Annotated in this window: 17 protein-coding genes and 4 pseudogenes; 13 read left to right on the top strand and 8 right to left on the bottom strand. The window is 60.2% G+C overall.

Annotation, left to right across the window (positions count from 1 at the left end; all coding sequences use genetic code 11):
* The 5 genes and pseudogenes from GSQ76_RS25770 to GSQ76_RS25755 all read right to left on the bottom strand — a co-directional run.
* Positions 1–1,623, bottom strand: a 1,623-nt coding sequence (locus GSQ76_RS25770) for a PAS domain-containing protein (protein WP_158746948.1), incomplete at its 3' end; no start/stop codon positions are given.
* 281 nt (positions 1,624–1,904) lie between these two features.
* Positions 1,905–3,122 carry a transaldolase gene (gene tal / locus GSQ76_RS25765; RefSeq protein WP_254070633.1) on the bottom strand — a complete coding sequence of 406 codons (1,218 nt, stop codon included), beginning with the start codon at positions 3,120–3,122 and terminating at the stop codon, positions 1,905–1,907.
* A 29-nt stretch (positions 3,123–3,151) separates the two neighbouring features.
* Positions 3,152–3,271 (bottom strand): annotated as a pseudogene (locus GSQ76_RS32925) (hypothetical protein); the annotation flags it as partial.
* A gap of 96 nt (positions 3,272–3,367) precedes the next feature.
* Positions 3,368–4,054: an HAD family hydrolase gene (locus GSQ76_RS25760; RefSeq protein ID WP_158746947.1), complete on the bottom strand. Its 687-nt coding sequence runs from the start codon at positions 4,052–4,054 to the stop codon at positions 3,368–3,370.
* Positions 4,055–4,202: 148 nt separating this feature from the next.
* Positions 4,203–6,020, bottom strand: a complete 1,818-nt coding sequence (locus GSQ76_RS25755; RefSeq protein WP_158746946.1) for an AsmA-like C-terminal region-containing protein — start codon at positions 6,018–6,020, stop codon at positions 4,203–4,205.
* A 439-nt stretch (positions 6,021–6,459) separates the two neighbouring features.
* Between GSQ76_RS25755 and GSQ76_RS25750 the strand changes: the two genes are divergently transcribed.
* From GSQ76_RS25750 to GSQ76_RS25710, 9 genes and pseudogenes are all read left to right on the top strand, one after another.
* The gene (locus GSQ76_RS25750) at positions 6,460–7,212 is read left to right on the top strand and encodes a FadR/GntR family transcriptional regulator (RefSeq protein WP_158746945.1); all 753 of its coding nucleotides are present in this window, start codon (positions 6,460–6,462) and stop codon (positions 7,210–7,212) included.
* Positions 7,209–7,649 (top strand): ribose 5-phosphate isomerase B, encoded by a 441-nt coding sequence (gene rpiB, locus GSQ76_RS25745; RefSeq protein ID WP_158746944.1) that lies wholly within the window; start codon positions 7,209–7,211, stop codon positions 7,647–7,649. Before GSQ76_RS25750 ends, rpiB begins: the two co-directional genes overlap by 4 nt.
* The gene (locus tag GSQ76_RS25740; RefSeq protein WP_158746943.1) at positions 7,649–8,548 is read left to right on the top strand and encodes an NAD(P)-dependent oxidoreductase; all 900 of its coding nucleotides are present in this window, start codon (positions 7,649–7,651) and stop codon (positions 8,546–8,548) included. Before rpiB ends, GSQ76_RS25740 begins: the two co-directional genes overlap by 1 nt.
* Before the next feature lie 15 nt (positions 8,549–8,563).
* On the top strand, positions 8,564–9,247 hold the full coding sequence (locus GSQ76_RS25735) for an amino acid ABC transporter permease (RefSeq protein WP_158746942.1): 684 nt from the start codon (positions 8,564–8,566) through the stop codon (positions 9,245–9,247).
* A pseudogene (locus GSQ76_RS25730) lies at positions 9,244–9,941 on the top strand (amino acid ABC transporter permease). The gene GSQ76_RS25735 and the pseudogene GSQ76_RS25730 overlap by 4 nt, the downstream one beginning before the upstream one ends.
* A gap of 11 nt (positions 9,942–9,952) precedes the next feature.
* Positions 9,953–10,687: pseudogene (locus tag GSQ76_RS25725) on the top strand (amino acid ABC transporter ATP-binding protein).
* Between the two features lie 21 nt (positions 10,688–10,708).
* Positions 10,709–11,515, top strand: a complete 807-nt coding sequence (locus GSQ76_RS25720; protein ID WP_158746941.1) for a transporter substrate-binding domain-containing protein — start codon at positions 10,709–10,711, stop codon at positions 11,513–11,515.
* A 7-nt stretch (positions 11,516–11,522) separates the two neighbouring features.
* A complete protein-coding gene (locus GSQ76_RS25715; RefSeq protein WP_158746940.1) occupies positions 11,523–12,428 on the top strand; it encodes a ribokinase in 906 nt (301 codons plus the stop codon).
* A gap of 174 nt (positions 12,429–12,602) precedes the next feature.
* Positions 12,603–12,767 carry a hypothetical protein gene (locus tag GSQ76_RS25710; protein WP_158746939.1) on the top strand — a complete coding sequence of 55 codons (165 nt, stop codon included), beginning with the start codon at positions 12,603–12,605 and terminating at the stop codon, positions 12,765–12,767.
* A 308-nt stretch (positions 12,768–13,075) separates the two neighbouring features.
* Here the strand turns inward: GSQ76_RS25710 and GSQ76_RS32920 are convergent.
* Positions 13,076–13,629 (bottom strand): annotated as a pseudogene (locus tag GSQ76_RS32920) (alpha/beta family hydrolase).
* A gap of 316 nt (positions 13,630–13,945) precedes the next feature.
* Here GSQ76_RS32920 and GSQ76_RS25700 point away from each other — a divergent pair.
* From GSQ76_RS25700 to GSQ76_RS25690, 3 genes are all read left to right on the top strand, one after another.
* Positions 13,946–14,200, top strand: coding sequence for a hypothetical protein (locus tag GSQ76_RS25700; RefSeq protein WP_158746938.1), 255 nt, complete (start codon positions 13,946–13,948; stop codon positions 14,198–14,200).
* A 907-nt stretch (positions 14,201–15,107) separates the two neighbouring features.
* Positions 15,108–16,718 (top strand): DDE-type integrase/transposase/recombinase, encoded by a 1,611-nt coding sequence (locus tag GSQ76_RS25695; protein ID WP_216851303.1) that lies wholly within the window; start codon positions 15,108–15,110, stop codon positions 16,716–16,718.
* 104 nt (positions 16,719–16,822) lie between these two features.
* Positions 16,823–18,499, top strand: a complete 1,677-nt coding sequence (locus GSQ76_RS25690) for a hypothetical protein (protein WP_158746937.1) — start codon at positions 16,823–16,825, stop codon at positions 18,497–18,499.
* A 1,517-nt stretch (positions 18,500–20,016) separates the two neighbouring features.
* Here GSQ76_RS25690 and GSQ76_RS25685 read toward each other — a convergent pair.
* Both GSQ76_RS25685 and GSQ76_RS25680 read right to left on the bottom strand, forming a co-directional pair.
* Positions 20,017–20,250 (bottom strand): hypothetical protein, encoded by a 234-nt coding sequence (locus GSQ76_RS25685; protein WP_158746936.1) that lies wholly within the window; start codon positions 20,248–20,250, stop codon positions 20,017–20,019.
* Between the two features lie 449 nt (positions 20,251–20,699).
* Positions 20,700–20,933: a hypothetical protein gene (locus GSQ76_RS25680; RefSeq protein ID WP_158746935.1), complete on the bottom strand. Its 234-nt coding sequence runs from the start codon at positions 20,931–20,933 to the stop codon at positions 20,700–20,702.
* A 181-nt stretch (positions 20,934–21,114) separates the two neighbouring features.
* On the opposite strand from GSQ76_RS25680, the gene GSQ76_RS25675 reads away from it, so the two are divergent.
* Positions 21,115–21,498, top strand: a complete 384-nt coding sequence (locus GSQ76_RS25675) for a hypothetical protein (RefSeq protein ID WP_158746934.1) — start codon at positions 21,115–21,117, stop codon at positions 21,496–21,498.
* The last annotated feature ends 70 nt before the right edge of the window (positions 21,499–21,568 follow it).

The raw sequence follows: 21,568 nt of genomic DNA, 5'->3' as shown, positions 1-21,568 counted from the left end.
CATCCAAATCAGCGAAGGGGCGCTGTCGGCCAAATGGCGGAACCGAGCCTCGCTCTCCTTGACGGCCGCTTCGGCCTGTAGCCGATCGGTGATATCAAGGAACGTGCAGACCGCACCGTCGACGACGCCGTCGCGCATGATCGGGTGTGCCCAATACTCAACCGGAAATGTGCTACCATCGAGCCGGAAGAACAATTCGCCGGTCACATGCGCCGCTTTGCCAGTGCGGGCACACGTGTAGATGGGGCACTCAGAGGCGGGATAGGGCGAGCCGTTCGGATGCGTGTGGTGGATGACGTCGTGCAAGCTACGGCCGATTGCCTCGACCTCGTCTCGGAACCCAAGTTTGCTGAGAAAGGCGGCGTTACACAAGGTCATGATCCCGTCTCGATCCACGGCATAAAACCCCTCGGACATCGAATCGAGGAGCAGTCGCACGTAACCTTCGCTCTGGCGCAGCGCTTCCTGCGAACGCCTGCGCTCGGTGACGTCGACGCAGACCCCGTTGATAACGGCAGGTTTGCCCTCGATGTCCCGCGCGATTGCACCCCGTGCATAAAGGGTGCGCTCTACCCCGTCCTGGGACGCCACCTGGAACTCGCACTCGAAAGGCGCGCCTTCGGCGGATCGAATGAGGGCACGCTCAAATTCGGGCCAATCCCGGGCAGCGATGGCAGCTCGCCAGTCCTGTTCGACCGCTGTCACCCGTTTTGGCGGCATGCCCAGCAAGGTGGCCATTTCGGCAGAGAGCGTGCAGTCCTTCGTGCGAAGATCCATTTCCCAGGCGCCAGTGCGCGCTGCCTGGGAGGATAGCTTGTAGAGTGCATCGCTCTCTCGGCGGGCCGTCTCGGCGCGGTGCTGCCCGGTGATGTCGCGGGTGACCGAGAGCAGCTTCTCCGGCTTGCCGTCTGCGCCGAGGATCGGGGTGACCTGCACGTCCCAATGTCGAGGGTTCCCGGCCATTGTGTCGGCAGCGCCTCGGAAGTGACCGACGCCGCCGTCTCGGGCAGCCCGAAGCGCCGTCAGCGCGTCCGCATTGCCTTGTCCATGCCAAAAATCGGGCCATGGACAGCCTCGGATGGCTTCGAAGTCACGCACTTCCATGGCACGCATGCCCCCTTCCGACATGAAGAGGAGGTTGCCAGCAAGGTCGAGCACTTTGATGCAATCGGCAGAGGCGGCCAACACGCCCCGCATGAACTCCTGCTCGGCGCGCCGCTCCTCGCCGGCGAGGCGTTGTTGCGTACGGTCACGAACGATCTTGAGATACCCGAGGTGCTCGCCCCCTTCCAGGAGCGACATCAACTCCCCCGATCCCCAGAACCGGCGACCGTCCTTGCCTAAATGCCATCGTTCATCCGTAGCTCGGCCATCGCGCAAGGCCAGTGCCATCTCGTCCTGCGGTCGTCTATCCCGCCTGTCTTCCGGAGTGAAAAAGACATCAGCCGAACGCCCAATCATCTCGGCCGCGGACCAGCCGAAAACGTGTTCGGCTCCCACGTTCCAATCCGTCACCACCCCGTCGACGTTCGTAGTGACGATGGCAAAATCCACAGCGCTTTCGAAGATGGCGCTATAGCGGCGCTGGGTGGCAGCTATGCCATCGACGGTCCGCTCAGGCATTCGAAGCCGTCCTTAGGTAGCAGGTTCTGTCAAGACGAGTGCTCGACCAGCAGCACGATAGTTGGCCCGACGTCAATGAGAGGCTATCGGCATCTGTTCGCTGCCTTGTCATCGAAGATGGCCACCCAGGACCGTGTGCAGGAGATCCGGGTCGATTGGCCCTTGCTCCAGTGACCAGGTTGCCACCAGCAATTTGACGATGCCGCTGCCACTGCACGCTAGCCAGGACGGGTCGAGTTGCTAATCTGGTGATTGGTCGTAGCACGACCGCGTGCCGGGACTTACCAACGATCAGCCCTCAGCGGGTCATCCGCAATCATGCGCCTCAATTCGGTGAGCTCGGGGCCAGAGCCATTCAAGCTCAGAAATTCCGCGAGTTCGGTATCGGTCACCTTCCCGCCTGACGAGGTGTTGGCAGTGTGTCGGACCAGCTTACGCCCAGACCCGGGTTCAATGATCAGCTGCCAGCGGTCGCCGTTAGAGCTCCGATATATCTCGCGAGACTGAGGTGAGGCAGCCTTTTGCGTGGCCAAGCTTGGAGCCCCTGCGGGTGGCGATCCGCTCTCGCCACTCTGGCCAATGGCGGGTCGAACGGCGCCCGCAGGCATGACCACCGCGCCTGCCTTCTCGACCTGTCGGGTGACCGATTCGATCAACTCGTCCCAGCTCTGCGCGAAGGACGCGATCCCCTGTCGTTCTAGCGTGATCGCCACCTCTTCCATGCTGACGCCGACTTTGTACAACGTCTCGACGATGCCTCTGGCCGCCCTATAACTTTCAAGCACGGGGTTACCGCGAATTTCGCCGTAGGTCGCAACAGCATTGAGGGTTGCTTCTGGCATCGTGTTGACCGTGTCGGGTGCTACAAGTTCGGTAACATACCGGGTGGCACTAAAGACCTTGTCCTTCACTCCGGTCGATGCCCAGAGCAGGCGCTGCGGACGGCCGCCGACGTCTGCCAGGGCTTTCCAGCGATCCGATGTGAGCATCTGCTCGTAGACTTGATAAGCCAGGCGAGCATTGGCGAGAGCCGCCTGCCCGCGTAGGCCGCCCAGCTCTGTCGCGCGGTCGGCCGCAGTGTTTTGCGTGGTCAGCTGGATGAGTTGTCGGTCCACCTCGGTATCGACGCGGCTGATGAAGAAGGAGGCGACGCTTTCAACACCGATAAGGCTGCCGCCCGCGGCCTTGCGTTGTTCAAGACCTGTAAGAAAGGCGTCCAGTACCGCCCGATGCCGGTCGAGCGAGAAAATCAGCGTGACGTTGACGCTGATACCGTCGGCTAAACTGGTGGTGATTGCAGGCAGTCCCTCGAGCGTGGCGGGAATTTTGATGAACAGGTTGGGTCTGTCGACCAGCCACCAAAGCCCACGCGCTTCAGCGGCAGTGCGATCGGCATCTCCTGAGATCCGGGGGTCGACTTCGATGGAGACTCGACATCGCGCGCGTCGGTTCGGTCGTAAAGGGGCCGCAGGATGTCGCAAGCGGCGCGAACGTCCCATGCCGTCAGCAGCCGCAGTGTTTCTCCGATGGCGGTGCCCCGGAGCGCCAGATCCCGAAGTTGTTCCTCGTATCCCGACCCGGCCCCGATCGCCTTGGTGAAGATCGTCGGATTTGTCGTGATGCCGACGATCTCGCCCGCTGCCACCATGCGGGCTAGGCTACCGGTTTGGATGCGTGGTCGGCTGAGATCGTCGAGCCAGACGGAAACCCCGGCTGCTGCCAGGTCATTCAGAGACGTTGCCATTCAGGCCTCCCTTGAGGTGGCGGTGCCAAGGCCCAATGGTGAAGCGTCGAAGCAGGCCAGCAAAGCGCCCGGACCTGGATACACGGCGATGCATCCACCCTGGCGGAGGTCGGCTTCGGTAAACCCGCCGCAGAGCATCCCGATGGTAGGGATACCGGCCTTGCCAGCCGCCTGCGCGTCATACGGCGTATCGCCGATCGCCACAGCTTCATCACCTTCGATGCCAAGCTTCTTCAAGGCTACCTGGAATATATCTGGCGCAGGCTTGGACTGTTCAGCGTCCTCGGAGGAGGTGGCCACGTCGACCAAGTCCTTCACGCCAGCAATCTCGAGATAGATGTCGAGTTCAGCTTTCTTGGCGGAGGACGCGACAGCAATCGTCACTCGGGCATCTTGCAGGCGGCGCAGCAACTCAGGGACTGCCGAGAACGGCCGCACCATGGGCAGGTATTTCGATTTGAACAAGTCGCTCCGCCAAGCCTCCATCGCCTCTCCATGATCCGCCTGTTCGGCCTCGGAAAGGAAAACAGGAATGAGCTGATCGCCGCCTTTCCCGATTTGGCCGCGAGCCCGTTCGAAGGTCACGTGGTGGCCGAACCTGACGAGCGCCTCTTGCCACGCACTGGCGTGGAGGTCGACCGAGTCAACGAGGGTGCCGTCAACATCGAAAATGGCGGCTTTTGGCATTTGGGGATCCTGCAATAGTGGCGTAAACGCGGTCAGGGTGTGATCGGCTGCATCACGTTAGTAATCAGTGATTAAGTACAAATCGAATTTGGCCTTCTTAGGACCGCAAGCTCGAGTCCAAGGGCGCCTTTCAGCGCAGCGTTGTAGTTTAACGAGCGCACAGGTTTCGCTGTACAATCGGACGCAGTTGCGGCGTCAACTTACTTAGATCGGCGGCGGTCAACACCACCGACCGTGTGGATGGGCTTATATCCGGGTTATTGATGTCGCCGCTGATTCGGACGGGAACGTCGAGTGCGAATGCGCTAGTCGTGGCCGATTGGCTGCCAATCGTCACATCGATCCGGTTGCGCCTGAGGTCGAAGCTGCCTTGTCCGGCAATCGTGCCATCGGCCGTTCGGATCCGAACCGGCGCCAGCGTTCCAAGTCCGTTGCGGAGTTCAACGACGCCCAGCATGCAGGACACAGGCGCCATGCCTTCGGGTTTGCGGAACAGCCGACGAATGTCGAGCGAGGCCTTCTCGACGACGTCCCGCGAGATGCTGCCGGCAGTCATCCATACCACGGCGGCAACATGTGCGGCGCGGGCCGCGGAGTCCAACGAGTCCCCGGCGCCATCGGCAAAGGCTTGTGCATCCAAACGCCCGGCAATCGGCACGGCACCTCCTCCCGTCAAACGGCGCAGTTGCTGCACGTCAACGCCGCTGACTGTTGCCTCGGCAAAGAGGCGATTACTTTTGTCGGCGGTCTCTGCATGTCCCGCCGCCGTCAGCTTGGCGCCGAACGCCGAGGCTGTGAGTTCGTCCAGCGCAATCCGCCCTGGCATAACGGCGGCCTTGATCGTCACGTCGCTTGCGCTGTTGCCGGCGTAACTCACTTGCCGAGCATTCAAATGGAGGCGCATTTGGGGATCCGGTTCCGGCTCTACCCGCATTGGAGCATCTGACCCGGTGCGTCGACCCCGCCCCGCGAGCAGGCGATCGAGGTTCAATCGCTGGAGAGCCAGATCAAGCGTGACGTCATCTGGATGGCCATGTCCGCCATCGACGAAGCGCAACATTGATGGTGCTAGCATGCTGTCGTCGACGTGTCCGCTGACCTCGGTGAGGGCCCAGACGGCATCCGAACGCGTTAACGAGCCCGTCAGGTCGACCGCAGCGTTGAACGCATCGGCCGGTGCGCCAGCCATCGTTAGAATAGGTCTCAACGTGGGCGCATGGAGGGTCAGCATGCCTGCTGCCCCGTCGATGGCGAGCGGCTTGGTCATCGTCCCTTTGAAATGTAACGTCGTGTCGCCGGACGTGATATGGATATCAGTCCCATACGGTGTAGCTGCATCTCGCAGAACCACGATGGGCTGCAGCATGGCCTCAACTGTGAGGGGCGCATCGTGATAGGCGCCCTTCAGCGCCAAACTGACGGGCGCATTCGCGCTGGCTGTCTCAAGAGTACCATCGTCGATCCGGCTTTGCAGCAGATGACCCGAGGTTGTCCGAACGGTGATGTCGCTGGCTTTGACATATACGTCGAGCAAGGTGGGAAAGCCCGAGCGATCCTCCTTATCCGCCTTTGGCGGCGTGTCGCTAAAGCGCCAGTTTCGAGTGTCGCCGTGGATGCGCTCCAACAGGATCGACAGGCCGTCAATCTCCACATGGCGCAGAACAACAGGGCCGTGCAGTAAGGACAGTACGTCCACTTCCGCAGTGAGGTCATGGAGAGTCACCATCTGCGCGCGCGTTCCACCCGGTAGATTGTCGATCTGCAACCCCATCATCTTTATGGTAGACCATCGGCCAGGCATGACGTGAAGCTGAGCGATCGTCACAGAGCGATTGAGAGCGGCACTGGCCCGGGATGCCGCAATGCGGCCAAAGTCATACCGATCAAGCAACAGGAATATTGCGACCGCCGCAACGATGATTACGGCGACAAGACCACCGGCGATATAGGCGGTCCAACGGATCAAACTGGCTGCTCCCCGGGGCTGTTGCGTTCACGATTTATGGCCGGCGTCAGAGTTTTCCGAGCCAGAAAAGACGTGAACAGCGAGTGGTATGTAGGAGTTGCCAGATCCCGGATGACTTTCGCAGTTCAGGCGAATTAGGCGCTCACCTTGCGTGGTTCTGGATCAAAAAGAACACACAGCCTGCACGACCTTTTACGGCCAACCCCGTCAAATCTTTGGCGCGGCCCATCCCGGTCCGCAGAAGAAACGACAAACTTTGGCAGCTGGACGGCTCGCGCCGGCGTCTTTACTCCGTCAACGCATCCATGGCTGGAAGTGGGCCAATGCCGCGACCATCAGGTCTCCAGCGGTATCTGCATAAACAATCCAGCTTCCGACGCTTGACCAACGTTCGCTGACGTGGCAACTGGTCATACCACGATAATACCAACGAGGGGAAATGGTGGCCATCACGCGGGCCAAGGAAACGGAACAGCCAGGTTTCGACGGCGTTTTCGCAGCGTTGCGTGAGCATCTGCTCAGCGGCCAAGTCAAGGCCGGTGATAGATTGCTTGGCGAGCGTGAGCTGTCGGCACAGCTGGGTGTCAGCCGCCCGGTGCTGCGTGAGGCCCTGCGTGCACTGGCGATGCTGGGCGTCGTCGAGATCAGGCAGGGTGCCGGAACGATCGTTCGCCGCCCCGACGTTTCGATGCTAGGCAGCTTCTTTGCCTTCACCGCACACCATCACGACTCATTGGTCGATGATGTCATGCAAGCGCGTATCGCCATCGAATGTCAGTCGATCAGGCTTGCCTGCTCGCGGGCTACCATGACCGACCTAGAGCAGCTTCGCTCTGTCGTCTCCCAGATTGCCGAGACGATCGACGATCCAGTTGCCGGCGGTCTGGCAGACCATTCTTTTCACAACGCGCTTGTCGCCGCGGCACATTCCGAAACCCTCTCCACTTTATATGGTGCCATTTCGGGGTTGCTGCTCCGCTCGCACCGAGATCGGCGAGAGTCGGTGTTCGGGACGGAGGATGGGCGGTTCTATCTCGTCGACCATCACCGTCTCATCTTCGAGGCGTTGGCCGCAGCAGATCCACGCCGCGCGGATGATATTCTACGCGAGCACTTCGCCATCGGCGACGAATACCGTCGCCGTGATGTTGCCACCGGGCCGAGGCCCAAACCGCGGGATACCACCCTATGAAAATCGTCATCGGCAGCGACCACGCCGGCTATCATCTGAAGCTCGAGTTGGCCGAGCATCTACGCAAGGCCGGTCACGATGTGACGGATGTTGGCAGCCACGATCCAGGACCAGTGGATTTCCCGGACATAGCCCGTGCGGTATGTGGTGCCGTGCGAGAAGGCGGTGCCCGCGGCTTGATGGTGTGCGGCACAGGCGTGGGTGCCTCGATCGCTGCCAACAAGGTACGCGGGATCCGCGCCGCCGTTTGCCACGACGTGCACTCCGCTCACCAGTCGGTTGAGCATGATGACGTGAACGTCATGTGCATTGGCGCCCAGATCGTCGGTCCGTGGCTTGCGCGGGATCTCGTCGACGCCTTCGTCGCAGCGGAGTTCGAACGCAACGACGACTACATACGCCGGGTGCAGAAGCTGCACGACATGGAGGCCGAGTGATGTCCGTAGCAAATAGCCAGGTAATCGGCTTTATCGGCCTGGGCACCATGGGCATCGAGATGACCCGCAACCTCCTCAAGGCCGGGCATACCGTGCAGGCGTTCGATGTGGTGCCGCATGCCCTTCAAGCGGCCACGGAAGCAGGCGCACGGGTCTGCAGCAGCGTTGCCGAGGCCGCGAAGGACGCCTTCCTCATCGTCACCATGTTGCCTGACACGCCACAAGTGCAGGAGGTCGTGTTGGGCGAAGGGGGGCTGTACGCCAACCCGCCACAGGGCCGGATCATCATCGATATGAGTACTATCAGCCCGCAGGCCGTGCGTGCGATGTCCGCCACGCTCAAGGCGGGCGGCATCGACTTGCTTGACGCGCCCGTGTCCGGCGGCCCACAAGGCGCCAAGTCGGCCACTCTCACCATCATGGTGGGCGGGGATGCCGCGGCCTACGAGCGCGCCCGTCCGATTTTGGCGGCAATGGGCACTACCATCAACCACGTGGGGTCAAGCGGCGCCGGACAAACGGTGAAGCTTTGCAACCAGCTCATGGTCGGTATCAACCTACAGGCTGTCTGCGAAGCCATTGCTTTGGGTCGGGCCTCTGGCGTGGATCTGGCGCAGATGCGAGAGGTGCTTCTGGGCGGTTCCGCAGCGAGTTGGATGCTCGACCGTCTTGGGCCTGCCATGATCGGCGGCGACGCATCGGCCGGGTTCCGGATCGATTTGATGCTCAAGGACCTCCGCCTCGTGGGTGAGCTTGCTCAATCGCTTTCTGTGCCGCTGCCGGGAAACGCCCTGGTGACGACCCAGTATATGGAGGCCAAGGCACACGGCGAGGGTGGCAACGGCAACCAGGCGCTGTTCAAGGTCTATGACCGCATGTGCAACCGCAGCGCGGCCTAGGCGAGCAGAACTGCCATGGCGATGGAACTCGACTTCTCCAGCGTGCTGGACCAGTGGCCGTTGTTTCTGGACGGGGCCGAGCTGACGCTGGAGCTCTCACTCCTTGCGACGGCTGCAGGCTTCGTCGCCGGAACGGCCTGTGCCATCGCCATGCGCCGAGGCGGATGGGTTGCCCGGCTGTGTAACGTCTACATTGAGGCGATCCGCAACACGCCGCTCTTGGTGCAGATCTTCTTGATGTACTTCGGTCTGGCCAGTCTGGGCGTGCATCTGAGTGCTTTCGTCGTCGCCTCGATTTCTCTGACGGTCAACGTGGCCGCCTACACCGCGGAGATCATGCGCGCCGGACTAGAGGCCATCCCCGCCGGACAGATCGAGGCCGGAGAATGTTTGGGGTTGTCGCGTGCCCAGCTCTACCGTCATGTTTTGCTACTGCCTGCGATGGAGCGGGTCTACCCGTCTCTCGCCAGCCAATTTGTTCTTCTGATGCTTGCGTCTTCCGTAACATCCCAGATCTCGGCCGAGGAGCTGACGGCGGTCGCCAACCACGTGCAGTCAGAGAATTTTCGTCCGTTCGAGACGTTCATTCTTTTGGCTGTGCTCTACATCGTCCTCTCGCTGATCATGCGCCTGGGCTTTGCTGGTTTGGCCTATGTCATCTTCCCTCGCCGTCGTCGGCTTGGAACTTCTTTGGCATGACGATCTTTCAATTTGGACCAAACCAACTCCTGTTCCTGCTGCATGGAGCGGTGTGGACCGTCGTGTTGTCGCTCATCGCCTGCCTTGGTGGAGGCGTGCTTGGCTTAGCAGTCGCATTGTGCCGGATCGCGCCCATTGCCGCGCTTCGGACGATCGCATCCATTTATATTCAGCTGGTTCAGGGCACCCCTCCCCTCGTGGCGATGTTCCTGCCGTACTTTGGTTTGCCGGGCCTAGGCCTCGACGTGCCCTCGTTGTTTGCGGCGAGCCTGGCGCTCGTCGTCAATGTCAGTGCCTTCTTGGGTGAGATATGGCGTGGCTGCATCCAGTCGGTGCCGCGTCAACAATGGGAGGCTGCCGAGTGCCTTGCCCTGAGCCGCACCCAACGTATGGTGAAAGTGATCCTGCCTCAGGCTGTCCGGATCGCCGTTGCTCCCACCGTGGGGTTTTCCGTCCAGGTCATCAAAACACGTCGCTGGCTTCCGTCGTCGGCTTCGTGGAGCTCGCCCGCTCCGGCCAGATCGTCAACAACTCGGTTTTCCAGCCTTTTTTGATCTACCTGTTGGTCGCGGCGATCTACTTCCTCCTGTGCTTTCCGCTCTCCCGCTGGAGCCGCGTCCTGGAACGACGCACAGGTGCTTGGCGTCACCGCCCGGCAGATATGACCCTTGCAACACCAGCAGTGAGCGCATGACCCAGGATTCGATCATCCGCCTGCAGGGCGTGCAGAAGAGCTTCGGCGCGGTCAAGGTACTGGACGGAGTAACCTTTGATGTCCAGCGTGGGCAGGTCGCGGTGATCATCGGCCGAAGCGGATCCGGCAAGAGCACTGCCCTTCGTTGCATTGATCGGCTGGAAAGAATCGACGCCGGCGAGATTACCGTTTGCGGTCACCGCCTGTCCGACCCAGCCCTCGATTTACGGACGCTCCGCCAGGATGTCGGTATCGTCTTTTAGAGCTACAATCTGTTCCCGCACCTGACGGTCGAGCAAAACATCACCCTGGCGCCGGTCGCGGTGAAGCGCATTTCCAGGAGCGAGGCGAGGGAGACGGCGCAAACGGTGCTTCGACAGGTGGGTCTGGTCGACAAGGCGGGCGCCTATCCCGAGCAGCTCTCGGGAGGACAGCAACAGCGGGTGGCGATTGCACGCTCGTTGGCAATGCGCCCCCAGGTGATGTTGTTCGATGAAGTGACTTCGGCTCTGGATCCTGAGCTGACGGCTGAAGTGCTGGATGTCCTGGAGCAGCTGGCAGAAAGCGGCATGACCATGGTCCTGGTAACTCATGAGATGAGTTTCGCCCGCAAGATTGCCGATCTTCTGGTGTTCATGCGCGGGGGACGGGTGAGAGAGATGGGATCGGGCAGCATCTTGTCCGACCCGCAGACGAGCGAACTTCAACAGTTCGTCTCACACGAGTTGACGCACGTCCAACAATAACAGTGTTTAGGGAGTAGGCGTATGATGAAGCAAGGGGTAGTGGCTGCGATCGCGATGTTGGCGGGATTGGTGGCCAACGCCGGGCCGGTTCTCGCCGATCAACTAGACGACATCATGCGGGCAGGCACCATCCGCATCTCAACGGATGTCGCCATTCCTCCCGCAGGGATGTTGAACGGCCAGATGCAGCCTATCGGCTCGGATGTGGAGACGGCGCAGCTTCTTGCGAAAGATTGGAGCCTGAAGCTGGAGATCGTGCCGACAACCGGCTCGACCAGGATCCCCAACGCGCTGTCGGGCAGAGCCGACATCATCATTTCCACACTCTCCGTAACGCCGGAGCGGGCGAAGATCATCGACTTCAGCCGCGCCTACACCATTCTACAATCGGTCGTTGGCGGTTCTCCTACCGTGCAAGTGGACAGCATCGCCGGTCTGAAGGGTATGTCGGTTGCTGTCACGCGTGGTACGACGCAGGACACCAAGTTGACGGGCCTTGCAGGCGCCAACGGCTTCACGGTGCAACGGTACGATGATGACGCGACTCTGGTGACTGCCGGGGCGACTGGCCAGTCGAAGCTGATCTCGACGTCGGTGGCGCTGGTCGACGCCGTCAAGCAAAAGAACCCGGCCTCTGAATTCGCACCAAAATTCGTGATCGACAATTTCGACATTGCCATCGGCGTGAAGAAGGGCGAGCCACGGCTGTTGGCGAAACTCAATGAGTGGGTGCTGGCCAACCTGCAAAACGGTAAGCTGAACACCATTTACAAGACGTACTACAAGGTGGACCTACCAAACTCGATGCGCCCACCCGAAGTGCACTGAACCTGCCATGCCTCAGTCCGACATCGTCGTCTTTGGTTCTATCAACCTGGACCTGATCTTTGCGATGGACGCACTGCCCGAGCCGGGTCAGACCCGGCTTGCCAGGAGGTTTTCCATGCAACCAGGCGGTAAAGGAGCGAACCAAGCCGTCGCAGCACGCCGGGCTGGGGCTGTCGTGCATATGGTGGGTGCAGTCGGTGAGGATGACCTTGCTCCTCTGGCGCTCGCGGGCATGATGGAGTCTGGCGTAGACTTGGCGCATTTGCGGCGCATTCCAGGTGTCGCAACGGGATGCGCCGGGGTCGCGACCGACATTGCCGGCCGAAACCAGATTGCTGTTGCTCTTGGCGCGAACGCCCTGCTGTCTGCGGACGATCTGCCGGTAATTCTCACGACACCAGGCAGTGTCTTGCTCGTGCAAATGGAAGCGGAACCACAGCAGGTAGCCGCGGTCATGCGCCGAGCGTACGTCTCTGGAATGCATGTCGTATTGAACTTGGCTCCTGCCGGATTGCTGCCCAAGGAGGTTCTTGCCGCAGCTAGCTTAATCGTGGTCAACGAGGATGAAGCCGACTTTTTGAGCGCCCAGTTTGGGTGTGAAGCAACAGCGGCAGCGCTGCACTTGGTGCTCGGGGTTACGGTCATTCGCACTCTAGGTGGCGAAGGTGCTGAGGCAGCCGGTCCGGATGGTCCGGTCCGCGTCACACCACCCCGCATTCATGTGGTGGATACGACGGCAGCGGGAGACTGCTTCGTGGGCACTCTCGCTGCAGCGGTCAGCAAGGGGCTCCCATTACATGACGGCATTCAACGCGCCTGCATAGCCGCTTCCCTTGCCTGCACAGTCGCTGGAAGTCAGCAAAGTCTCCCCCTTGCGGCTGAGGTCAATAAAATAGCCGGTTCAACGTCATAGTAGCTCGAGATTGAGACGACCGTTCAGAGCAGCGTCTTTGATTAGGAGGGTCTGCCCGATAAATTTAAAAGATAGAGCCTCAGGCCCTTTTTGAAGGAGCACGATTATGGGTTTCAATGTCGGTTTTTGCCGCCCAACACCACAAGTGAGACTCTCGACGGCGTGAGAGGTTTGATGAGTTTGTTTGAAATGCAGCGTGTTGATTGCGATTTATACAGCACCTTGCCGCCTGCAACCGAGAACCCGGTTCAGGCCGTCGACGAAATGGTTCGGCAAACAAAGGCGGCTATTCCAGGAGCGATGTTTGCCGGCATGACGTACCGTTCCTCGATGCGATAGTCGGCTGGTGAGGTAGAAGGCTTGAGGTCTGAAGACTGCTGCCACACCGAACAGGGTGGCTGTGTAGTTCCACTCGCCATTGAGCTATGGGATTGACACTGGCCGCAAATATCGTCACGGACCATGGCTACTCGGTTCGCTGGCCGATCCCCGGCGGCAAAGCCGAGTGAGATGCCATAAAGCAGCTTCTACGTGTGTCCGGGAGTACGTTGCCGAGTCTCTCGTGGCAAGCGACAACGGGAAGGTCTACCACGCCACTCTCCGCCGGATAGGTGCAAGCGTTGATCGGCTTTCCCACTACACGCGCATCACAGGCCTTCTACGAGGCCGACTGTTTTTACCCACGCAGCCATCGCATCCAATAATTCAGTCATCGTTTGCGCAACGTTCCGCCCAGAGCGAACCAACACGTGGAACGAGTGATCGGCATGCGCGATCTCAATGAGAGTTGCCGTGCTGCCAAGTTTCGCAACTACGGGCCGAAGTAGTGTCAAATCCGTTAAGGCGTCCCGCGTCCCCTGTAAAAAAAACATCGGCACGTGGACCTTTCCGAGATGTTCAGCACGACTATCGGACGGCTTACCAGCGGCATGAAGTGGGAACCCGAGAAATGCCAGTCCTACGACGTGTGGAAGAGCCACTTCGGCCTGCGCCTGCGAAGTCATCCGACCCCAAACGACTTTCCGCCGGCAATCAGCGGCAGGTCCGGTAAGCGCCGTGTGGCCTCTTCCACGGCAGCGCGAACTGTGGCATGCGCGAGTTTGAGTGTGTCGGGGCGCTTCGATCTTTTTTCCATAAATGGGAATTGATATCGGAGCGTTGCGATCTGGCGGTCATGCAGCCCAGCGGCCACAGCCTCCATAAACGGATGGCTCATACCCGCACCTGCACCGTGCGCGAAGACATAGCAGGCGGTTGGGCGCTTTGGGACCCGCAACACGCCTGACACCAACTGCGCATCGTTTACCTGAATCGTTAACGTCTGCGTCAAAGATCGAGCACCTCCGTCCGGCAAGCTCGCAGAAAACTTTGCTAACCGATATGTCGAAGGCCGATCGGCCAGAGACGATTGATTTTGCGGCTTTCACGATCAGCCGGCACTCGCACCCGCCGGTTAGGGACCCAACGTCAAGCCGTTTTCGACGCCTTCACACAGATTCTGTTCTTGAAGTGTTCTCGTGATCGCCATACGGTTCGCCATGGCTGACGATCCTTCCTCTGCTTCTGATCTCCAGCACCTTGCGGCGGCAACGCCGGAGGAGGTTGCCGAGGTTCTGGCCTACGCCCTGACGTTCGACGAGCGCGGCAAGCCAAGGAAGAGTGGCTGGAATTTTGCCGCCAAGCTGGCTGCGGACCGCATTGCAGAGCACATGCAACGATCTGGATTGGTTATCCTTCGCCGTCGTCCAACTCGTCCCCATAGCGCTGGGTAGCCGAATGCCATGTCCGTCAGCGTTCTTCCATCCGATCGTCAGGCCGCCCTTGCTGCCCTTCGCGCCACTGTAGCTCGACTAGAGCGTGGCGGTGCGCCCGCGCAGGCCGCCGGGCTGTCCATTTGCCCGACCATTGATGTCGTTTTGCCCAGCGGCGGCCTTACTCGTGCCGCCTTCCATGAGGTGCTGGCGGTCGATGCCGGCGCTGCCATCGGGTTCTGCGCCTCGGTCCTCGCACGGACGGCAGGCTCTATGATTTGGATAGGCCGTGACCCTGATGTTTGGCCGGCCGGCTTGGCTCAGTTGGGGCTGAAGCAACCCGACCTTGTATGCGTCGGAGCGACGCGGCCAAAGGATGGTCTATTAGTTCGTCGATGAGGTGGAGTTCGTGCGTGATCCGCTGCCGGATGTCCTCCGGCACGCCGTTTGGCCACTTAGCGGCAGCCGCTTCATTGACCCGGTCGGTGCTGGAAGCCTTGGCTGACGCGGAGGGCCTCGACCTTTCCGATCGCCGTCTGTCCCTGACACTGGAACTGGCGATGGAAATTCCATCGTCGGCACCGTCATTCGGTATCGTGGCCGTAGCGCCATCCGTGAGGTCGGCAAGGCCATGGGCTTATCGGGGGCGTGGATGCACCCGGCACCAACCTCCATGTTGGGCAAGCCTTGGCCGACGCCCAATTTCCCACGGCATCTGGCAACTCACGTCGGGGGATTCGTCATGAGCCGGGGACCTCTCACCGAGATGGCGGTTGTGGGTAACGCGGCCATGGCTGGCCGCACCGTGCTGGAGTGTCAGGCGACAGGGTAAACCCATCCACGCATTGCCTCACGTTAATTGCTACCAGCCGATGTCGTTGCCTCAGATGGTTTGTTACCGGCAGACGTGGGCTTGGGAAGCAACGGGATGGCACGGCGGATCAGCATGGCGGGACGGACGGAGCTTTTGGAGGCGGTGAGCCTCCGTTACCGGGATGCGAAAAGATGGGAGCGATCGCGCATTTTGGACGAGTTTGCGGCGGTGACCGGCTACCATCGCAAACATGCGATTCGGTTGCTGTCCGGCTTGGGCGACCGGAAGGAGGAGCAGGAGATCATAACGGCGGATCAGGCTGTATCCCAGCGTGGTCGCTATGGTCCGGAGGTGCGCGATGCCCTGATCCAGCTCTGGGAGGTTGCTGACCGGGTCTGCTCGAAGCGCTTGCGGCCGATGATTGCCGTATTGCTGCCGGCGCTGGAGCAGCACGGCCGTGTGACGTTGGACGAGGCACCGCGGGGAAGACTGCTCGAGGTGAGCGCTGCGACGATCGACCGATTGCTCACCGGGGTGCGCTTGGTTGCGGGTAGCGGGCGTCGGCGTCCGGCGGGATTTGGCTCGGCGGTGCGGCGCAGCGTGCCGATCCGGACATTCAACGATTGGAATGACCCGGCGCCCGGTTGGGTCGAGGTGGACTTTGTATCGCACGGCGGCACAACGGTGTCGGGGGCATTCGCGCAGACGATGGTGCTGACGGATGTGGCGACTGGGTGGACGGAATGCATTCCGATCGTCGTGCGCGAGGCCGAGATGGTCGTGCATGCCCTTGGCCGGGCGCGCGAGCTGTTTCCGTTTCCGCTGCGTGGCGTGGATTTCGACAACGACAGCCTGTTCATGAACGACCTGGTGGTGGGCTGGTGCCGAGCGGCGGGGCTGGAGGTGACGCGCTCACGGGCCTACCGGAAGAATGACCAGGCCTGGGTTGAGCAGAAGAACGGTGCAATCGTCCGGCAGCTGGTTGGCTATGGTCGGTTTGAAGGTGTGCTCGCGGGTGAAAGCCTTGGACGGTTGTATGCGTCAGCCCGCCTGCACGGCAATCTGTTCCAGCCGTCGTTCAAGCTGCGGGAGAAGCGCCGTGAGGGCGCGCGGGTCATCAAGCGGTACTACCTCCCCGTGCGCCCGGTGATGCGGGTGCTGACGCATGCGGCGGTATCGGAGGCCGACAAGTCGAAGCTGCGCAGCATGATGGCGGTTGCTGACCCGGTCCTATTGCTGGCTGAGATCCGGGGGGCACAGGCGGAATTGGGCAAACGAGTGGATGAACGAGGCATGACGGCGGGTCGGGCGGAAACGCCAGCGCCGCTTGATCTGTCGGTGTTCACGGCGAGCTTGAAGGTCGCCTGGGAGGCCGGCGAACAACGGCCAACGCACCGGCGACGCTATGTCCGGGTAAAGCCGATCGTGAGGCCATCAATGCTGGATGCGGTGCGCGATCAACTGCTGACCTGGCTGGATGCGCAGCCGGCGTTGACGGCCGTGGCAGCGTTGGAGCGGCTGCGGGCACTGTATCCGGAACGGTTTACAACGGATCATCTCCGCACGGTCCAGCGGTTCATGAAGGTGCGGCGGCTGACGATGGCGCGGGAGGTCTTGCTGGGTCCGATGCCTCAATCGGCAGTTCCAGCGGCGGGGGTCATGGGCCCTGACAAAACCATGCAGGCTGCCGACGACATGAAAAGCTTGAGTAACATTCCGTCGTGAGGCAACACGCTGGATGGGTTCCTGATGTCGCTTGATAGCTGGAGTGGGACAAGGACGATGTCGATGCCCTGAAGCTACTCAAGGTCGATATTCTCGCGCTGGGCATGCTGTCGTGCCTACGTCGCGGGTTCGACCTGCTACGGCAGCACCATAAGAGAGAACTTGATCTAGCTGCGGTTCCGAAAGACTGCGAAGAGACCTATGCCATGCTGCGCCGGGCGGACAGCCTCGGCGTCTTTCAGGTCGAAAGTCGCGCTCAAATGGCGTCTCTGCCGAAGATGAAACCAAGTAAGTTCTACGATCTGGTTATTCAGGTTGCAATTATCCGTCCCGGTCCGATCCAAGGCGACATGGTACATCCCTATTTGCGGCGCCGCTGGGGGCTAGAGCAGCCAGTCTATCCAAAGCCTTCGCCTGAGCATGGCCATTCCGATGAGTTGAAAAACGTGCTGGGCCGCACCCTTGGTGTGCCGCTGTTCCAAGAGCAGGCGATGCGGGTGGCGATCGTGGCGGCCGGATTCACTCCCAATGGAGCGGATCAACTGCGCCGGGCCATGGCGACGTTCAAGCACACTCAAGGCGTGAGCATGTATCGCGACCGGCTGGTGGGCGGCATGGTAAAGCGAGGCTACGATCCAGAACTTGCTGAACGCGTGTTCAAACAAATCGAGGGGTTCGGGTCATACGGCTTTCCGGAAAGCCACGCTGCCAGTTTCGCTCATCTTGCCTACGCGTCATCATGGCTGAAGCGCCATCATCCGGCCGTGTTCGCGGCGGCATTGCTCAACAGCCAGCCGATGGGATTTTACGCGCCCGCTCAGATCGTATCCGACGCCAAGAAGCATGAGGTGCTGGTCCGACCGCTGGATATAAATGCCTCCGATTGGGACAGCACGCTTGAGTTTGACCTAGGCAGCAATGACCAGCACGCGCTACGGCTGGGTCTTCGGTTGGCGTCTGGGTTGGCCGAGGAGGAAGGTCGGCAGATCGTGAAAACGCGGCGATCCGGGAACGGCTCACCATATAGCTCGGTGGAGGAAGTGGCTCGCCGCAGTGGGGTGAGCCGGAAGGCCATCGAGGCATTAGCCGAAGCGGACGCGTTTGCGAGTCTGGGCGCCAGCCGGCGGGACGCGATGTGGGATGCCAAAGCCATCGAGCATGACATCCCACCTCTTTTACAACTGGCCGAAAACTTCCTCGGTGAAGCTGGGTTGATCCAAGAACCCGCTCCCGTCCTCCCTGCCGAAGCGAAAGGGCAATCCGTGGTGCTGGACTACGCGGCGACGGGACTTTCATTGAGAGAGCATCCGCTCGCCTTATTACGCCCCACCTTATCGAAGCTAGGTTATCACGATACGAACTTCCTTAACACAGCCGAACCCGGCACCTCAGTCCGACTGCCCGGTATCGTACTCATGCGTCAGCGTCCGGGTACTGCAAAAGGAATCGTCTTCATCACGCTGGAGGATGAGTTCGGGGTCGCAAATCTCGTCATCTACACCAACGTGGGCGAGCGAGACCGGGCGGCGATGATCGGTTCAGGCCTCATGGTGGCCGAAGGCAAGATCGAGCGAGAGGTCGAGCATGCCGAGGTGCCGATTACCCACCTCATCTGCCGCCGGTTGATTGACCGGACCGATCTGCTCCGAAGCTTGAACACAGCACAACCTAATTTGGATTTGGGAAAAGTGGTGCTTGGCCGGGCTGATGAGGTTCGCCGGCCTCATCCCGGTCCGGCTCGGACGAAAGCGAAAATGCCGACCAGTCGTGACTTCCGTTAGCGCATCATCCTCAGAGCGATTGTCAGCACGCAGGCGACCATCAGACGGTAGAATTGAGCTACCGGCATGACCGATACCGATGGACTGCTACTTGGTCGATCTAAAGTGGCGTATTTTGATCAATCCCATTGGTATGTCCGGAGTGGGCTTTGAGTCCGGCACCCGCACCGGGCGGGATAACCAGAAGCCCATGACGCCCCCGACCACTGCACCTGCGATTATTCGACCAAGTGCGTCGCCTACCATGACGACGACCAAGAAGATGCCCACGATTGCGCAGCCGAAAACCGATTTGAATTGATCGCTCGTCGCGGATAGCGGCAAGGTCGTTTCAGTCGCAAACATGCGTCACGCAGTGGCGCAAAGAGCGGCATAACCCGCTTCAGTCGTCTGAAACTGCATGATCCATCCGCTCTTGTTCTGGAGAAAGCCTTGCGAGAGAGGAGGCGATCTTTGTCCTCTGCATGCCCAATGACGCGCCCGAGTCGCTCTGAACCTGCATAGCAGCGCTCGCACCAGACATTGACGCCCTCTGGCGTAAGGCCCTGCCGGAGGATGTCCATCTCTTCCCTAGTCATTCTGCCCGCCGAAGCAGGGCTAGATTATCATTCGTCGGGTATCCGAACACAGCACGGCGTGCCGATGGAAGCGGGAAAGTCGAATTCTTCATGCTGCTCAGCTTAGCGAAGATTTCTGCCAAGCTGAAGGTGGCCGCCCTGCCTTTTTTGTGCAGGCAGCAAGAGCGCCTTGACCGCTCACACAGTTATGGCGATCTCTGTAATGGTAGAAGCAAGTGGTCATTGCCTACCAGCGCCCTTGCCTCGCCCGAAGTAGAGCTCTACCCCCTCCCTTGTGACAATCGAGGTTTTCATGGCGAGACTAGGGATAGTTGGATTGATCGCAGTGTTTGCTGCTACTGGGTCTCAGGCGGCTTCACCTAAGATCGCTGATCGGACCCTCGCATCGCCGCTGCAAACCGGCTCCCACAAAGCCGACCATCGAACCCCGATATCGTCGCCACACACCCCAACCCTCAAGAGCACACAGCCGCACTCTGCTAAGATCTCACAAGCCTCCTCGCACAAGGTTGCCCATCAACAGCCTGCTTTGTCGCCACATGTCGCCCCACGCAAGACGGCGACGCAGCATTTCACCCCATCTCAGCACCCGGTGGCTGGAGCGATTACTCAACCATCTGCCGCGCCGCCTGCGGTCCCCGGTTTCTGCGCCGACGCTGGTGCGTGGGCGCGTCGCGATGGCATGCCGATCGAGGTGAAGGCGAAGATTCATACATCGTGTAGAACAGGTGATCGCATTGTGCTGCCAAGCAGCATGGTTGGCCTGATCAAGCTGGCCTGCGATCAGAACGAACCTTTGACACCGCTAAGCACGCCATCAGGTAGCACGACTTCGTGCATCCTGGCTCCATAGCGTACTGCAATCTGGCTCGGCAATCCAAGCAAGATGTGCCGCGCCGCCAAACGGTGCATGAACCTTTCTCAAGTCAGCCGGCTGATTTACTCAGTTTCGAAAACGTTGCCTGACGGCGGTGCCAACCAAACGTCGTTGTCCCGGTCATAGTGAAGATCGTCCGCCACCCAGAGTTCGGTTGACTGAGGGAAGCGGATCAGGACCATGCTGCCGTGGTGCTCCATCACTCGACCGTCGTTGTGATCGTCATGCTTTTGTCCGTTTGGCGAGGTGATCCGAATGACCGATCCCTGACGTAACTCAGCTGATTGACTTTGCATGTTCCTCGCCTGCTCTACGGCGTAGTCGGCGCTAATGATGCCTGCATCACAGCCCAGGCAGTCTAGGGGCTACAGACCAAATGGGGTGTGTCTCACATCACACTGCATCCTCCGATCCAGCTGATCAGCTCCAAGACAGCCTACATCGGGGCGCCGGAACCCCACACGATCATGAATTCATTCTGGCGCGTCATGGCCACTCGATCAGGCCGCTTATTGCAGTGAGGCTCTGTACATCGCAGCTTGCCGGTGATGCTGGTCAAGGTAGCGTTAGGATCGACGTGGAGATCGTCAAGAAGACGCCGAACCGTTAGTGCCTTTACTGCCCGGCATCCACTGCATCGAATTTCAAGTTGCCATCCTCGTAGATCGGAAAGCGATGAGGCTACCAAAAGCTGTGGGCGCTTTCGATCAGTGACGTCGTGGCCCACGCGCTGTCCTCGGCTACCTCAGGCATCACATGGTTGGAGGATTGCGGCTCTCTCCTGTTGACCGATATGCGACAGGCGAACCTGCCACTCTGGTACCAGCATCTCATCGGTGGCTGGCATGGACGTCTCCTCGATGAGTGACGACCCTCCACCCAGCAAGATCATGAGCAGGTGTTGGAATTGACCTTTTCCGCTCACCCATTCGCCATTGGCAGGCAGCGCGAGCAGTAGGTCGTAAACATCGAATGCCATGCCGCAGGCCATCTCGCACCCTCTTTCCTAAAAAGAACGTAGCAGGAACTTGCCAGGAAAATGGTCCTACGGTCAAGCTTCGGTTCACCAACTTTCAAGGGGATGGCATGCTCCACATAAGCAGACCGAGCTTGCGCGTGGCTGCGTTCCAATACGCATCCAAAGGCGCTATGAGGCACCGATGACGATCGCATCAACAACAGCAATGACGTTCAATCCAAAAGAGCGAGATTTCATCCGCCGGGAATTGGACATGTTCTTCTCAACTTACCCGACAATCGCGGAGGGCATCCAACTTCGGACGTGGCGGGGTGGGGCGCGCGCAGGTGCGCCCAAGATACCGCCCACGGCTCAATCCATGCTCGATCGAGGACTGCTTCGGCTAGATGTGACCCTCCGGCCACCAAGGCTGTTCTTCACTGACGAAGGGTTGGCTGAGTTGCGTGTAATGATGGCAGACCGCCGACTGGCTGACCCGGCCAAGTTCACGCACATTCGAGAAGAGTTGGGCTTACCGAACGAGAGGAAAAGCACACAGCCGGGGGGAGCCACTGGCGTTCTGTAGCGGAGCCGATGGACGGAGAGTTCGACTAAGAACCGCAGAACCGCAGTTCTCTCGTTGTTCCGCTGCTTAA

It is taken from the genome of Acidisphaera sp. L21, assembly GCF_009765685.1.
In the GTDB taxonomy this organism is placed as follows: domain Bacteria; phylum Pseudomonadota; class Alphaproteobacteria; order Acetobacterales; family Acetobacteraceae; genus LMUY01.
The sequence above is the reverse complement of the archived record's forward strand: the minus strand, read 5'-3'. Positions and strand labels throughout refer to the sequence as shown.

Excerpts from the sequence above, each read along its gene's own strand:
- rpiB (WP_158746944.1), top strand. The coding sequence starts at position 7,209 with ATGAAAATCGTCATCGGCAGCGACCACGCCGGCTATCATCTGAAGCTC.
- GSQ76_RS25680 (WP_158746935.1), bottom strand. The coding sequence starts at position 20,933 with ATGGCATTCGATGTTTACGACCTACTGCTCGCGCTGCCTGCCAATGGC.
- GSQ76_RS25720 (WP_158746941.1), top strand. The coding sequence starts at position 10,709 with ATGATGAAGCAAGGGGTAGTGGCTGCGATCGCGATGTTGGCGGGATTG.
- GSQ76_RS25740 (WP_158746943.1), top strand. The coding sequence starts at position 7,649 with ATGTCCGTAGCAAATAGCCAGGTAATCGGCTTTATCGGCCTGGGCACC.
- GSQ76_RS25675 (WP_158746934.1), top strand. The coding sequence starts at position 21,115 with ATGACGATCGCATCAACAACAGCAATGACGTTCAATCCAAAAGAGCGA.
- GSQ76_RS25690 (WP_158746937.1), top strand. The coding sequence starts at position 16,823 with ATGCTGTCGTGCCTACGTCGCGGGTTCGACCTGCTACGGCAGCACCAT.
- GSQ76_RS25685 (WP_158746936.1), bottom strand. The coding sequence starts at position 20,250 with ATGCAAAGTCAATCAGCTGAGTTACGTCAGGGATCGGTCATTCGGATC.
- GSQ76_RS25715 (WP_158746940.1), top strand. The coding sequence starts at position 11,523 with ATGCCTCAGTCCGACATCGTCGTCTTTGGTTCTATCAACCTGGACCTG.
- GSQ76_RS25750 (WP_158746945.1), top strand. The coding sequence starts at position 6,460 with ATGGTGGCCATCACGCGGGCCAAGGAAACGGAACAGCCAGGTTTCGAC.
- GSQ76_RS25710 (WP_158746939.1), top strand. The coding sequence starts at position 12,603 with ATGAGTTTGTTTGAAATGCAGCGTGTTGATTGCGATTTATACAGCACC.
- GSQ76_RS25760 (WP_158746947.1), bottom strand. The coding sequence starts at position 4,054 with ATGCCAAAAGCCGCCATTTTCGATGTTGACGGCACCCTCGTTGACTCG.
- GSQ76_RS25695 (WP_216851303.1), top strand. The coding sequence starts at position 15,108 with ATGGCACGGCGGATCAGCATGGCGGGACGGACGGAGCTTTTGGAGGCG.
- GSQ76_RS25735 (WP_158746942.1), top strand. The coding sequence starts at position 8,564 with ATGGCGATGGAACTCGACTTCTCCAGCGTGCTGGACCAGTGGCCGTTG.
- tal (WP_254070633.1), bottom strand. The coding sequence starts at position 3,122 with ATGGGACGTTCGCGCCGCTTGCGACATCCTGCGGCCCCTTTACGACCG.